General features: G+C 66.0%; 14 protein-coding genes and 1 pseudogene. 12 read left to right on the top strand and 3 right to left on the bottom strand.

The features are described 5' to 3' along the window. Positions 1-245: 245 nt before the first annotated feature. Complete coding sequence (locus A6A05_RS19510) at positions 246-935, bottom strand: hypothetical protein (protein ID WP_068504810.1); 690 nt, start codon at positions 933-935, stop codon at positions 246-248. A gap of 176 nt (positions 936-1,111) precedes the next feature. On the opposite strand from A6A05_RS19510, the gene A6A05_RS19505 reads away from it, so the two are divergent. The 4 genes from A6A05_RS19505 to A6A05_RS19490 all read left to right on the top strand — a co-directional run bounded on the left by A6A05_RS19505 (position 1,112) and on the right by A6A05_RS19490 (position 4,063). Next, positions 1,112-1,654: an aspartate 1-decarboxylase gene (locus tag A6A05_RS19505; protein ID WP_068504809.1), complete on the top strand. Its 543-nt coding sequence runs from the start codon at positions 1,112-1,114 to the stop codon at positions 1,652-1,654. Positions 1,655-1,657: 3 nt separating this feature from the next. Next, positions 1,658-2,344, top strand: a complete 687-nt coding sequence (gene queC / locus A6A05_RS19500) for a 7-cyano-7-deazaguanine synthase QueC (RefSeq protein ID WP_068504807.1) — start codon at positions 1,658-1,660, stop codon at positions 2,342-2,344. A 68-nt stretch (positions 2,345-2,412) separates the two neighbouring features. Further along, on the top strand, positions 2,413-3,441 hold the full coding sequence (locus tag A6A05_RS19495; protein WP_082911097.1) for an alpha/beta hydrolase: 1,029 nt from the start codon (positions 2,413-2,415) through the stop codon (positions 3,439-3,441). Between the two features lie 19 nt (positions 3,442-3,460). After that, the gene (locus A6A05_RS19490) at positions 3,461-4,063 is read left to right on the top strand and encodes a hypothetical protein (protein WP_068504805.1); all 603 of its coding nucleotides are present in this window, start codon (positions 3,461-3,463) and stop codon (positions 4,061-4,063) included. Here the strand turns inward: A6A05_RS19490 and A6A05_RS19485 are convergent. Both A6A05_RS19485 and A6A05_RS19480 read right to left on the bottom strand, forming a co-directional pair. Then, complete coding sequence (locus tag A6A05_RS19485; RefSeq protein ID WP_068504804.1) at positions 4,060-4,251, bottom strand: hypothetical protein; 192 nt, start codon at positions 4,249-4,251, stop codon at positions 4,060-4,062. The two genes, A6A05_RS19490 and A6A05_RS19485, sit on opposite strands and share 4 nt — an antisense overlap. Positions 4,252-4,423: 172 nt before the next feature. Continuing rightward, positions 4,424-5,719: a sensor histidine kinase gene (locus tag A6A05_RS19480; RefSeq protein ID WP_068504802.1), complete on the bottom strand. Its 1,296-nt coding sequence runs from the start codon at positions 5,717-5,719 to the stop codon at positions 4,424-4,426. Between the two features lie 139 nt (positions 5,720-5,858). Between A6A05_RS19480 and A6A05_RS19475 the strand changes: the two genes are divergently transcribed. From A6A05_RS19475 to A6A05_RS19445, 8 genes and pseudogenes are all read left to right on the top strand, one after another. After that, positions 5,859-6,692 carry a peptidylprolyl isomerase gene (locus A6A05_RS19475; RefSeq protein ID WP_068504801.1) on the top strand — a complete coding sequence of 278 codons (834 nt, stop codon included), beginning with the start codon at positions 5,859-5,861 and terminating at the stop codon, positions 6,690-6,692. Positions 6,693-6,708: 16 nt separating this feature from the next. Continuing rightward, entirely contained in the window at positions 6,709-7,941 is a 1,233-nt protein-coding gene (gene argJ / locus A6A05_RS19470; RefSeq protein ID WP_068504798.1) for a bifunctional glutamate N-acetyltransferase/amino-acid acetyltransferase ArgJ, read from the top strand. Next, positions 7,938-8,408, top strand: a pseudogene (locus A6A05_RS22285) (GNAT family N-acetyltransferase); the annotation flags it as partial. The gene argJ and the pseudogene A6A05_RS22285, both read left to right, overlap by 4 nt. Positions 8,409-8,531: 123 nt before the next feature. After that, a complete protein-coding gene (locus A6A05_RS22280; RefSeq protein ID WP_425411953.1) occupies positions 8,532-8,924 on the top strand; it encodes a (deoxy)nucleoside triphosphate pyrophosphohydrolase in 393 nt (130 codons plus the stop codon). Positions 8,925-9,194: 270 nt separating this feature from the next. Continuing rightward, entirely contained in the window at positions 9,195-9,455 is a 261-nt protein-coding gene (locus A6A05_RS19460) for a hypothetical protein (protein WP_068504795.1), read from the top strand. Between the two features lie 275 nt (positions 9,456-9,730). Further along, the gene (locus A6A05_RS19455) at positions 9,731-11,353 is read left to right on the top strand and encodes a flagellar hook-length control protein FliK (protein WP_068504793.1); all 1,623 of its coding nucleotides are present in this window, start codon (positions 9,731-9,733) and stop codon (positions 11,351-11,353) included. Between the two features lie 11 nt (positions 11,354-11,364). After that, positions 11,365-12,042 (top strand): flagellar hook assembly protein FlgD, encoded by a 678-nt coding sequence (locus tag A6A05_RS19450; RefSeq protein WP_068504791.1) that lies wholly within the window; start codon positions 11,365-11,367, stop codon positions 12,040-12,042. Positions 12,043-12,067: 25 nt separating this feature from the next. Next, positions 12,068-14,137: a flagellar hook-basal body complex protein gene (locus tag A6A05_RS19445; RefSeq protein ID WP_068504789.1), complete on the top strand. Its 2,070-nt coding sequence runs from the start codon at positions 12,068-12,070 to the stop codon at positions 14,135-14,137. Positions 14,138-14,236: the final 99 nt, after the last annotated feature.

Genomic DNA, 14,236 nt, shown 5'->3' with positions numbered 1-14,236 from the left:
GGCATGGAGTGCGTTGGGTTTCCAAGGGCGCAATGGCAGGCGGCGACGCGATGGCGATGCGGCGCATCGCCGAGCGGCGACAACGAACCAGGGCGCCCTTGGAAACCCAACCCTCCGGGCCGGACGAATTTGCTCTCCCGGGGCGTCAGACCGCTTGCGCGATGCGCCGCATCGCGCAGCGCGCTCTTCCTGCCAGGAAAGCAAATTCGTCACGGCGCACTCCATGCCCTAACTGAGTTTGGACCCTACAACAGGGCGTACTGGCCGGCGGAATCCTTCAGCTTCGAGCGGGTCTTGCGCGGCTTCTTGCCTTCCAGCTCCTGGCGGACTTCGTGGGCGACCAGTTGGGCGGCGGCATGGTGGCGCTGGGCCAGCAACTCGTCCAGCTCGACCTTCAGGGCATGGTTGGCGTGCGACAAGCGACGGTTCTCGGCCTCGAGGCGCATGCGCCGGCTTTCCGCCTCGGACAGGCGCACGCCCAACTTGCCGGCCTCGGCCAGCGCCTCGCGGAACTGGTCGTGCATGGTCGCCTCGTGGGATTTCAGGCGCAGCATCTCGGTGCGGGCGACTTCAAGCTCTTCCGTCATCCGGGCCAGTTCGGCCCTGAGGCGGATGCCGGCGGCGGCCTCGCGCGCGGCGTCCTGGAAGCCTTGCGGCTCGGCCTTGGATTCGGGCTGCGCTGTGCCGGGGCCGATCTGGCGCAGGCGCTCGTTCTCGGCCCGCAGGCGGCGCACCTCGTTGCGCAAGTCGAACACCGCGTCTTCCAGCGCCTCGGCGGTGCCGCCCTTGGGATCGGCGACGCGGCGCGCCAGTTCGACGAAATCGGCCCCCTGGCTTTCCAGCAGGCGCTTGGCCGTCCGCAACGCGTGCAGCGCCTCGGAATCGTTGTCCGAGGCGGCCAGCGCCAGCACCTTGGCAAGCTTCTGGGCGTCCATAACCGATATCTCGTGGGTCCAGGGTGGAATCAACCCCGAGATACTGAGTCTCGCGCCCTGTGAAATCAATAGAATTGTTTTACCCGAGGCCAGCGCTCAAGATTGAGTTGCTTTCCTGTGCCCGAGACGCTATCTCCCCCGCAACGACCGCCGCACTTTTCCTTGGGATTTTTGTCATGATGAAGGTCATTCGTGCCAAGCTGCACGGTATCCGCGTCACCAGCGCCGACCTGAACTATCACGGTTCCATCACCCTGGATCCCGAGCAGTGCGCGCTGGCCGGCATCTATCCCATGGAATTCGTCGATATCTGGAACAAGAATTCCGGGGCCCGGCTGTCGACCTACGTGATCTTCGGCCAGCCGGGTTCGCGCTGCTGCATCCTGAACGGCGCCGCCGCCCGCACCTGCCAGACCGGCGACGAGGTGATCATCGCCGCCACCGAGTTCATCAAGGGCCCGGAAGAGCTTTACACCCTGAAGCCGCGCATCCTGACCTACCTGCCGGACAACGCCGTCGATCAGGTGCTGTATTACGACGTCTTCCAAAGCGAAAGCCGGCCTTACGATTTCCGCATCATGGACGCCGACAAGCACACGGTGGACAGCTGCCACACCTGGCCCAACATCGACGTCGCCGCCGTGCGCGCCGACCTGGCAGCCAAGGGCTGGGCCGAGGCCGAGATCGACGCCTTCGTGCAGTCGCATTTCTCGCTGTAACCGATGACACGGCGCGCCGTCGTCTTGCTGTCGGGCGGGCTGGATTCCGCCACCGTGCTGGCCATGGCCCAGAAGGCCGGCTTCGAATGCTGGGCGCTGTCGTTTCGTTATGGCCAGCGCCACGCGGTCGAGCTGGCCGCCGCCGCCCGGGTCGCCGCCGCCCTGGGCGCGGCACGCCACCGGGTCGCCGAGATCGACCTGCGCGCCTTCGGCGGCTCGGCGTTGACCGCCGACATCGACGTGCCCAAGGACCGCGACGACGCGGCCATCGCCGGCGGCATCCCGGTGACCTATGTGCCGGCGCGCAACACCATCATGCTGTCCTTCGCCCTGGCCTGGGCCGAGGTGCTGGAAGCCTTCGACATCTTCGTCGGCGTCAACGCCGTCGATTATTCCGGCTATCCCGATTGCCGCCCGGAATATGTCGCCGCCTTCGAGCGCATGGCCAACCTGGCGACCAAGGCCGGGGTGGAAGGCCACAAGCTGACCATCCACACCCCGTTGATCGATCTGACCAAGGCCCAGATCATCGCCAAGGGGGTCGAACTGGGGGTCGATTACGCCCTGACGTCGTCCTGCTACGACCCCGACCACCAGGGCCGCGCCTGCGGCCGCTGCGATTCCTGCCGGCTGCGCCGCAAGGGCTTTGAACAGGCCGGTATTCCCGACCCCACCAGCTATACGGACTGACCCTGGATTGACGGGGCATGGCCGCCTCGCCCATCATGCCGGCGTGGTCGCCCCGGGAGGAAGCCCAGATGTTGGTTCGCGTCTTCGTCGCAATTCTGGCCTTGGCCGCCCTGGCGCGCCCGGTTGCCGCCCAGACCCTGTTGCCGCTGTCGTCGCTGGTGACGGAAGAACTGGGCTTCGACGCCCGCGACGACGGCATCCGCCTGGCGCTGCGCAACAAGCATCCCGCCGATTATTACGCGCCGCATCAGGCCGACCGCACCGTGTTGTTCCTGCACGGCGCCACCTTCCCCGGCGGCGCCACCTTCGACGTGCCGCTGGAAAACGGTAGCTGGATGGATTTCCTGGCCCAGCGCGGCTATGACGTCTATGCCCTGGACATCCGCGGCTACGGCAAATCCACCCGCCCGCCCAGCTTCGACCAGCCGGCCGAGGCCAACCCGCCGGCGATCGACACCCAGATGGCGCTGCGCGACGTCGATAAGGCGGTCGAGTACATCCTGTCGCGCCGGGGCCTGGACAAGCTGGTGCTGGTCGGCTGGTCGTGGGGCGCCACCCTGGCCGGGTCCTATACGGTACGGGCCGGGGCCAAGGTCGACCGGCTGGTGCTGTATTCGCCGCAATGGCTGTCCGACACCCCGCCGCCTGCGGGGGCGCCGGACAATTTGGGGGCGTGGCGCGACGTCTCCTTGTCCACCGTCAAGGAAAGGTGGCGGCAATCGGCGCCAGAAAAGGAGCGGCGGGACCTGATCCCCGAGGCGGTCGGCAAGGCCTGGCTGAACGCCCTGGAGGAGGTGGACCCGCTGCCCGGAGCCTTGCGGGTTCCCAATGGGCCGGTTGCCGATTTCTATCGGTTCTGGTCCGCCGGAAAGCCGATGTGGGAGCCGGGCCGCGTCTCGGTGCCGACCTTGGTGATCCAGGGCGAATGGGATGTGGAAACGCCGCCCGACATGGGGTTGTCGGTGTTCGCCTTGCTGACCAGCGCGCCGCAGCGGCGCTACATCCTGGTCGGCGAGGGAACCCACAGCCTGTTGATGGAAAAGAATCGCCGCCAATTGTTCAGCGCCGTGCAGTCCTTCCTGGCCGAGCGGTTCTGACCAGCCCAAGGACCAGCCGATGCGTATTGCCCGCCTTGCCGTCGCACTTTTCCTGCTGGCCGGGCCAGCCGCCCTTGCCGCCGAGCAGCCCTTGCCGGTACCGCCGCCGACCGACTGGCTGAAACAGGCCGACCTGTACGGCCAAGTCGCACGCATGGGCCCAGCCCAGGATGCCCAGGTGATCGACTGGACCCTGGCCCACCAGCGCCTGGTGTCGTCGGGGTTCCTGTTCGATCTTTCACGGCGGCTGCTGGCGGCCGGGCGGACCCAGGACGCGCTGGAATGGTATGCGATCGCCCTGTTGCGCGGCCATTACGATGCCGGACGCTGCCAGGACCGCTCTGCCAAGCGCGCCGTCGGCGGCCTGGCCCGCCAGGCGGCGGTGGTGGCGCGCTATGGCAACACCCATGCGCAGGAATTCGGCGATGCGGGAATGAAGGCGCTGGCCAGGAATGACCTGTTCGGCCACACGGTGAGCCCGGATTGGGTCTGCGCGCAAGGGCTGACGGGCATGGGCGGGCAAAGTGCCGGAACCATCCCCCCCAATCTCTGGGACGCGGTCGCCCTGTCGGTCCGCGAAGAATTCACCAAACAATTCGGCCAGATGAGCGGCCGGAACTAACCTTTCTCCGACGGTGCGGCGGGCTTGCGCGACGCCCGCAGCACCATTTCCAACGCTTTCTCGCTGCAATCGACGCAGTCGCCGCAGCCACGCCGGCTGGCGCATACCAAAATGTCGTGCAGTCCCTCGAGGTCGTTCTCGCCCCCCTTGCCAATTTGCCAACCACAGCGGACGGATTGCATGTTCATTGTCCGCCTCCTTTCTTATTCTTAAAAATGAAGGCGCCTCCCGGATGGGGGCGCCTTTCGTATTCATCAGACTAGCCCCCGCCGCAGGCCGGAGCCAGGGCGCAAAGGCATAGCGGCAAGGCCGCTTTCAACCCTTTTGCTTGTAGGGCTTCTGTGACGTAGTTCGTTGGAACTAGGCCGGCACCCGCGGAATGGTGAAGGAAAACACCGAACCGCCGCCAACCGCCGGATCGGCCCAGATTCGTCCGCCCAACGCCTCGGTCAGTTTGCGGGCCAGGGCCAGCCCGCTGCCGTTGCCGGGAATGCGGTCGCGGGTGTGCAGGCGGCGGAACAAGGCGAAGATGTCCTCGCCCAGGCCGGCTTCGACGCCGATCCCGTTGTCGGTGACGCGGAAGATGTATTCGGCCTCGCCCTGTTCGGCGGAAACGCTGATGCGACACGGCCTGTCGCCGGCGCGAAACTTGAGGGCGTTTTCCAAAAGGGCATGGAAGATCACCGCCAACTTGCCGGGATCGGCCTGGATCACCGGCAGATCCCCGATCTGGATATCGGCGGCGGCACGATCGACCAACAGCCGCAAATCCCGGATGGTCTGATCGACCACGGTTCGAACCGACACGGTCTGGCGGATCGTCGACGACGGCTCGACGAACCGCTCGAAATCGCCGATCAGGCTTTTCAGCCGCTTCACACCCTCGACGGCGTAGGCGATGAATTGCCGGGCCTCGTCGTCCAGACGCTCGGAATAGCGGCGGTCGAGCAATTGGACGAAACTGCTGACCTGACGCAGCGGCTCTTGCAGGTCGTGCGACACCGCATGGCCCAACTCGCGCAGGCGGTCGTTGCCGGCGGCGACTTCGCCCAGGGCGCGGATCAGCTCCCGCTCGGAACGCAGACGGGCGGTGACGTCCGAGATGCGGACCAGCCGCAACAGACGGCCTTTGATGAAGACCCCCTGCCCGTGCGAGGCCACCTCGAACAACGAACCGTCCTTGCGCACCACCTGCCAGATCGATTCGTCCGACGACGATTCGCGCAACCGCTCGACCTCGCGGGAAAATCGCTCGCGCTCGGACAGCGGCAACAAGGTGTTGACCGGGGTTCCCCGCATCTCGTCGACGCCATAGCCGAACAAGCGGCCGAATGCCGGATTGACCTCGACCACCAGGGCGGTCACCGGGTCATAGAGCAACATCGCTTCGGGATTGCCGTCGAACATCAGCCGATAGCGGCCTTCGGATTCCTCGACGGCACGCAACAACCGGTTGCCGACCGCCAGAATCAATCCCGAGCTGATGGCGACGAACAGCCAGCCCTTCCAGGTCTGGATCAGGGTCATGCGCGCGGGGTCGCTGACCATCAGCGCCAGGATGGTGTCGGACGACACCACCCACAGCACGCCAAAGACCGCGTAGATCAGCGCCAGCAATACCGCCAGCGATAGGCTTTTCCTTATCGGATCGGTCATGAATCGGCCATCACTTTTGCAACCATAAGCATAGCATACCACACCGAGCGCGCGCCCCCCTCTTGTGCGAGGGAGTGTTTCTGTGGTTCAACCGCCCTGTCGCCGGCCGTTGCCGTCCGTTTCGCAAGGAAGTTCGAACATGAAGACCACTTTTGCCCGCCTGTTTGTCCTGAGCCTGTGTGTTCCGGGTCTGGCCGCCGCCGCCGACAAGGAGGCCGTGGTGGCCGAAATCAATGGGGCCAAGCTGCATACCAGCGACGTCGTCGCCTATCAGCGCTCGCTGCCGCCGCAGATGGCGGCCCAAGCTCCCTATCCTGTGCTTCTGGACATGACGGTCAACAATTATCTTGTCGCCGAGCAGGCACGCAAGGACGGCCTGGAGAAGGACCCCCAGGTCCGCCAGGCCCTGAAGGAGCTGGAATCCCAATTGCTGGTCAAGGCGTGGATGAACCGCAAGCTGAAGGCCGCCATCACCGACGGCGCGGTCAAGCAGGCCTATGACCGCTACCTCGCCGAGTTCAAGCCGGAAGAGGAAGTTCGTGCCCGCCACATCCTGACCGAGGGCGAGGATGCCGCCAAGGCAGTGCTGGCCGACCTGAAAAAGGGCGCCGACTTCACCGAAACCGCCAAGGCCAAGTCCAAGGACCCGTCGGCCAAGACCAATGGCGGCGATCTCGGCTTCTTCACCAAGGACGAGATGGTCAAGGAATTCGCCGATGCCGCCTTCGCCATGAAGCCGGGTGAACTGTCGGCCGCCCCGGTGAAAAGCCAATTCGGCTGGCACGTCATCAAGGTCGATGACCGCCGCATGGCCGGCGCGCCGTCGCTGGAACAGGCCGCCCCGGCCATCCGCGAGCAACTGGCCGAGGAAACCGCCCAGAAGATGGTCGCCGACATGCGGGGCAAGGCCAAGGTCAAGCTGTTCACCCCGGACGGCCAGCCGCTGGAAGCCAACCCGCCCGCCAAGAAGTAGGATAGGAGAAGCCACCGTGTCCGACGCCGTTTCGCCGCTGGCTCCCGCCCAGTTTCCCAGCCTGCCTCCGCTGGCCGGCATCCGTCTGGCGAGCCATGCCTGCGGCATCCGCTATCAGGGCCGCACCGACCTGTTGGTGGTCGAAATGGCGCCGGGCACCGCGGTGGCCGGGGTCTATACACGGTCGCTGACCCGCTCGGCCCCGGTCGATTGGTGCCGCCAGGCCCAGATCGGCGGCCGCGCGCGGGTGCTGATCGTCAATTCCGGCAATGCCAACGCCTTCACCGGCAAGGCCGGCATCGCCTCGGTCGAACGCACCGTCGCCGGCGCGGTCAAGACCTTCGGCTGCGCCGAGAACGAGGTGTTCGTCGCCTCGACCGGCACCATCGGCGTGACCTTGCCCGACGACAAGATCACCGCCGTCCTGGATCAGGTGAAGCCCAAGCTGGCCGACGATTGCTGGGCCGAAGCGGCGCGGGCCATCATGACCACCGACACCTTCCCCAAGGGCGCCACCCGCACCGCCCGCATCGACGGAATCACCGTCACCATCAACGGCTTCGCCAAGGGCGCCGGCATGATCGCGCCGGACATGGCGACCATGCTGTCCTATGTCTTCACCGACGCCGCCCTGCCGGCCGACCTGCTGCAGACCCTGCTGTCCAAGGGGGTCGAGGGCTCGTTCAACGCCATCACGGTCGATAGCGACACCTCGACCTCGGACACGCTTATGCTGTTCGCCACCGGCCAGGCCAAGCACGCCCCGGTGACCGATCCGGCCGACCCGCGCCTCAAGGACTTCCGCGCCAAGCTGTTCGACCTGCTGAAGGATCTGGCCCACCAGGTGGTCAAGGACGGCGAAGGGGCGACCAAGTTCGTCGAGGTCACGGTGACCGGCGCCGCCAGCACGCGCGCGGCCAAGCGCATCGCGCTGTCCATCGCCAACTCGCCGCTGGTCAAGACCGCCATCGCCGGCGAGGACGCCAATTGGGGCCGGGTGGTGATGGCCGTCGGCAAGTCGGGCGAAAAGGCCGATCGCGACAAGCTGTCGATCCGTATCGGTGGAATCGAGGTCGCCCATGACGGCGAGGTGGTGCCCGGCTATGACGAGGCTCCGGTGACCGCCCACATGAAGGGCAGCCACATCGTCATCGAGACCGACGTGGGCGTCGGCCGGTCGAAGGCCACGGTGTGGACCTGTGACCTGACCCACGCCTATATCGACATCAACGGGTCATACCGGACGTGACCGAGGAAGCGGGCTGCTGGTCGGCCGGGACGGTGTGGGCCGGCACGGCGCTGGCCACCGCCCGGCTGCGCCTGCGCCCGTTCACCCATACCGACGCGCCCCGGCTGGCGGCGGTACTTGACGATTGGGACATGGCGAAATACACCGCCAACATCCCGCATCCCTATCACGAGACCGACGCCCACGCCTTCATCTTGCTGCAGGAACAGCGCCGCCAATTGGGCCAGGGCGCCGGCCTGGCGCTGGAGCGGACCACCGACAAACAGGTGATCGGCGCCATCGGCTTCACCATGGACCCCGACGGTTCGGCCGAATTGGGCTATTGGGTCGCCCGCGAGGCCTGGGGTCAGGGTTACGCCACCGAGGCGTTGCGCCGGCTGATCCGCCACCTGTTCGCCGATCTGGGTATCGCCCGGCTGTGGGCGATGGTCCATCCCGACAATCCGGCGTCCAAGACCGTCCTGGGCAAGGCCGGCTTCCTGCCCGACGGCCACAGCCAATGCGCCGTGGCCTCGCGCGGGTGCTCGGTGGTGTCGCCCCGCTTCGCCTTGACCGCCGACCAGTGGAAGGCCACCCACGCGGCACGGCCGATGCTGCTGGTCGCGGCGGCCGCGCTGATCGACACCGACGGCCGGGTGCTGATGGCCAGCCGGCCGCCCGGCAAGATGATGGCCGGCCTATGGGAATTCCCCGGCGGCAAGGTCCATGACGGCGAAACCCCGGAAGCCGCCCTGATCCGCGAACTGCACGAAGAGCTGGGAATCGACGTCGGCGAGAGCTGTCTGGCGCCCTTGGCCTTCGCGTCCTACGATTACGACACCTTCCACCTGTTGATGCCGCTCTATGCCGTGCGCACATGGAAAGGAAGCCCGATCGCCAAGGAAGGCCAGGGACTGAAATGGGTGCGGCCCGCGCGCATGGGCGAGATGCCGATGCCGCCCGCCGACATCCCCCTGGTGGCCATCCTGCGCGAATGGGTGTGAGATCACCCGTAAGAAAGTCCCTCGCTTCGCTCGGTGTACTTTCTCACGTTGATTCATGGTGAGAAAAACAGGCTTGGGGCGGCCCTGCGCCTATTTTTCGCGTTATTTCTCTTGCCGCCATGAAACGAGCAAGGCTCGCTTCATGGCGGGAAAATGACGGAACCCGCGCGGAAAGCTTGCTTGAGCACGGGTTCGCCGAACAAGGTTCGGGGAAAAGTACACCGAGGCGAAGCCGAGGGACTTTTCCCCGCGGGCGATAAGGACCATGCCATGCCGCTTGATCGCAAGGCGAAGGAAGCCCTGACCTACCTGGCCACCCATCTGGTCTATGGACTGGCCGCCGGAGCCGCCTTCGGCATCGGCACCCTGGCCATCGACCTGGGCCATCTGCGCACGCTGGCGCTGTCGTCCAGCCATCCGATCCTGGTCCTGGTGCTGTTCTTCTTCGGCCTGTTCGTCACCTTCGGCAGCGTCGGCATGGGCGTCGGCATCATGAACATGGCCAAGGACGACGAGTCCGATCCGGATTGAGCCGCATGCCGCCCATTGGCGGCGTACGGCTCCGGCGAGCGTTGAGCGAGCGGCCAAGCGGCCGGATGGCCGCGCTTAGGCAGAGGGGCGGTTCAACGACGCACCCGGCAATCCCTGCCCCCTCCCGGCAAGATTTTCCCGGTCGGCGCCATGCCAACGGCGGCTCGTGAAATTTTTTATCGTGATATTTCCGCGCACTAGGTCAATTGGCATGGTCTGGCACGCCTATTGCTCCGGAAATGCTGCCAAAGGCTCCATTTACGGGGAACCGGACCATGACGGTATATTCGATCAACAAGCGCGCGTTCGACCAGGCCAATATGACCCCTGCCTCGGGTTCCAAGGCCCAGACCGCCGCCGACGCCTTCGCCGCCGCCCTGCAATCGTCGGGTGGCCGTTATTCGGTCGCGGCGACGCAGCCCAACGCCGAAAGCGCCATGAAGGCCAGCTTCGACCGTCCGGCCCCCGAGGCCCGCCCGGCCAAGGCCCCGGAAAAGGCCGAACGGCCCGCGCCCAAGGAAGCCAGCCGCCCGGCGCCCCGCAAGGAAGCCGAGGCTTCAAGCCGCCCCGAGCCGACCACCACCAAGCCGGAAGCCAAGGCCGACACCGCCCCGGCCCCGGAAGAGCAGGCCAAGCTCGACACCAGCGCCGACGACGATCTGACCCAGGCCGCCCCGGAAGAGGTCGTCGCGGTCGAGACCGAGACCGTCGATGTCATCGAGGCCCCGGTGGTCGCCGTGGCGATCCAGCCGGTGGCTCAGGACGTCGTGGACGTCGAAGAGGTCGAAGTGGCCGCCGCCGCCCAGGTGGTGGTGCAAGACGATGATGCCGACCTGACCGGCCCGATCGTCAACAACGCCGCCGCCGACACCGACGATACCGCCCAGTCCGACGCCGATGCCGCCGGCCAGGCAGAATTTGCCGCCCTGGCCGCGACCGCCGCCAAGACCGGCAAGAGCAAGGCCAAGGACGGCGCCGAGGATGTGTCGATCGACCAGGCCGCCCAGGACCAGGCCGACCAACTGGCCGACATGCTGGCCGGCACGGCCGCCCGCGTCGCCGTCAAGGTCCAGGTCCAGACCGCCGCCGCCACCACCGATGCCGCTTCGTCGCTGGACCTGTTGATGGCCCAGGATGTCGGCCTGACCCCGGAACAGCTGGCCTTGGCCCAGACCCCAGCCGGCAACAACGGCGCCTCGGGCCAGGGCACCAACAATGCCGGCCAGCAGATCGCCGCCAATCCGGCGCTGGACAATGCGTTGGCCGCCCAGGGCAAGGCCGCCGAGGCCAAGCCCTTCATCGCCGCCCTGGCCGCCCAGATCGAAGCCTCAAACCAGCCGCAGGCCCCGCAGGGCCAGCAATCGGGCCAGGCCGTCGCCGGCCTGAACGGCCCGGCCGGCACCCAGGCCACCTCGAAGGCCCAGGCCCCGCAGGCCCCCCATGCGCCGCGCCAGCAGCAGCAATTGCAGCAGCAGGTGATGGATCAGGTCAACGTGCAGATCGCCAAGCAGGCCAAGGACGGTGTCGACACCATCAAGATCCAGCTGAAGCCGGTCGAGATGGGCGCCATCGAGGTCAAGCTGGACCTGGCCCAGGACGGCCGCGTCTCGGGCACCGTCACCGCCGACAACAAGGAAACCCTGGCCATCCTGCAAAAGGACTCCCGCGGGTTGGAAAAGGCTCTCGAGGACGCCGGTTACAAGACCGAGGCGGGCTCGCTGACCTTCAACCTGCGCGAAGGCTCGCAGCAGAGCGCCCAGGAAGGTAATGCCCAGGGTCGCGGCCGCGGCCGCCGCCAGGGCGCCCCCACCGGAATCGACGCCACCGCCTCGGGCGCCGCGCAGCAGGCGCAAGGGCGCTTCGCCGGCAACCGTTCCGGCGTCGACATCCAGGTCTAAGGAGCACCCCGATGACCACCGCCATCGACACCACCGGCACAGCCGCCGCCGACACCAGCAAGTCGCTGGCATCCGGCAAGAAGCTGGCCGAGAATTTCGACACCTTCCTGACCATGCTGACCGTCCAGTTGAAGAACCAGGACCCGCTGTCGCCGATGGACTCGAACGAGTTCACCAACCAGTTGGTCCAGTTCGCCAACGTCGAGCAGCAGATCGCAGCCAACACCAATCTGGAAAAGCTGATCGGTGTCGGCCAGGTCAATTTGAAGGCCCAGGCCATCGCCTATATCGGCCAGACCATCGAGACCGAGAGCAGCCAGGTTCCGCTGCAGGACGGCAAGGCCAACTTCAGCTACACCCTGGGCGAGGAAGCCCGCAGCGCCGCGGTGGTCATCAAGGACGCCTCGGGCAAGGTTGTCGCCAACCTGCCGGCCGAGACCACCTCGGGCCGCCACGAGGCGAGCTGGGATGGTCGCGACACCAACGGCAACAAGCTGACCGACGGCGCCTACACCGTGCAGGTGGTGGCGATGAACGGCGAAGGCGAGTCGCTGGACAGCGCCATCACGGTTTACGGCAAGGTCACCGACGTTGCCTCGGATAGCAAAGAAACGCTCCTTGCCATGGGCAAGGTGGTCACCACCATCGACAAGGTGCTGACCGTGCGCGACACCGCCAGCCTTCAATAAGACTGGCCGGGATTAGGAGGGTACCATGAGCTTGTACGGCGCTTTGTTCGCGGGTGTGTCTGGTCTGGCGGCTCAGTCGTCGGCCATGGGCGCGATCTCCGACAACATCACCAACGTCAACACCATCGGCTATAAGGGCACGAAGGTGAACTTCCAGACGCTGGTGACCAAGCAGACGTCACTCACCGCCTACTCGCCCGGTGGCGTGCAATCGAAGCCGCGCGCCGGCGTCGACATCCAGGGCCTGCTGCAGGCGACCAGTTCGGCGACCGACATCGGCCTGTCCGGCCAGGGCTTCTTCGTGGTCAACGAAGCCGCCCACCCGGAAGACGGCGACATGTTCGCCTATACCCGCGCCGGCTCGTTCAAGGTCGATAGCGAAGGCTATCTGCAGAACGTGTCGGGCTGGTTCATGCAAGGCTGGACCCTGATGGGCTGGGACAATTCGACCCAGGCCTCGAAGGTCACCGTCGGCGACGACATCTACATGAAGGCCTATAAGGACGATAGCGGCGACACCTCGTACATCAACGACAACATCGTGTCGGCGACCCACCTGCGGCCGCTGAACATGAACGAAGTCGGCGGCACCGCCTCGCAGACCCGCAACCTGCGCATGGGCGCCAACCTGCCCAACGGCGCCGATGTCGGCGACCTGTTCAAGCAGCCGGTGACCATCTATGACAGCCTGGGCGGCGACGCCACCGTGCAGTTCACCTGGGAAAAGATCGCGCAGAACCGCTGGGACGTCGAAGGCATCCCGCCGGAAGGCGCCAAAAGCATGCACCTCAAGAAGGACTCGAGCACGATTTATTCGGCGATGGGGCGGTTGGACTTCAACGGCCTACCGCAGACCACCGGCTCGATGTCCATGACCATCAACGGGGCGACCTACACCTTCGAGACTGACACCGGCACCGACGGCGCCACCTCGAACGTCATGTACACCAACCCGTCCTCGGCGGCGAATACCGGTGCTTTCGTCGACAGTCTGGCCGCCGACGTCAACAAGGCGTTCAACCTGGAATACAACTCGCTCTACGCCGCCGGCGGCGCCATCGCGGCCGCCGATGACCTGGAAGTGGTGGTCGACGGCACCTCCTACACCTTCTCGAACGTCGGTGCCTCGGTGACCGCGGCGGTGACGGCGCTGAACTCCACCTCCAGCTTCACCTCGCTGGGGCTGAAGGCGACCTTCAATGCCAACGACATCCACATCTATTCCGAAACCGCGATGAGCTTCTCGATCGGCACCGGCAGCTCGGGCGTGTTCGCCCAGGGTGGCTGGACCGATCCCAAGACCGCGGCCCTGGCCGATACCAAGACCACCGACGGCATCACCTATGCCGAGCGTCTGGCCGGCACCAACTCGATGATCTTCCGCCAGCGCGACGCCACCGACGACCTGGTCGTCGCCGGCCTCGACACCCTGGACCTGTCCGACGGCAACCCGGCCACCAAGCAGGGCCAGGACATCACCAATTCCGACACCTTCACGGTGTCGGCCATCAACATCACCGGCGGCACCTCGGAAGACGCCATCGAATTCAACGGCGACGGCACGCCCAAGGAAATCAACGTCGCCTATGCCGACGTCGACTGGGCCAATGGTTCGGAAGACATGTCGGGCACCGACTCGGTCGGCGTGTTCCTGGGCAATTTGAACCTGTCGGACGGCATGACCCAGCTGAACGGCGCCTATCAGCTGGCCTATTGGAGCCAGAACGGCGCCAAGTTCGGCAACTTCGCCGGCGTCTCGATCGGCACCGACGGCATCGTCACCGCCCTGTTCGACAACGGCGTGACCCGCCCGGTGTTCCAGATCCCGGTGGCGACCTTCGTCAACCCCAACGGCATGGACAGCCTGAGCGGCAACGTCTTCATCTCGACCGACAATTCCGGCGAGCCGACGCTGCGCACCGCCGGTTCGGCCGGCGCCGGCTCGGTCAACGCGGCCTCGCTGGAAGCCTCGACCGTCGATATCGGGACCGAATTCACCACCATGATCGTCACTCAGCGCGCCTATTCGGCGGCGGCCAAGATCATCACCACCGCCGACGAGATGCTGGACGAACTGGTCAACATCAAGCGCTAAACCTTCTTCGCGCACCCTTGCGGCCGGCCCCCAGAATGGGGGCCGGCCTTTTCTTTGGTTGGCGACGATGGCGGGATCGGGCATCCTTGTGCGTGTGGG

It is taken from the genome of Magnetospirillum moscoviense (assembly GCF_001650635.1).
In the GTDB taxonomy this organism is placed as follows: domain Bacteria; phylum Pseudomonadota; class Alphaproteobacteria; order Rhodospirillales; family Magnetospirillaceae; genus Magnetospirillum; species Magnetospirillum moscoviense.
Note: the sequence above shows the minus strand (reverse complement) of the source record. Positions and strands in the feature narration are given on the sequence as shown.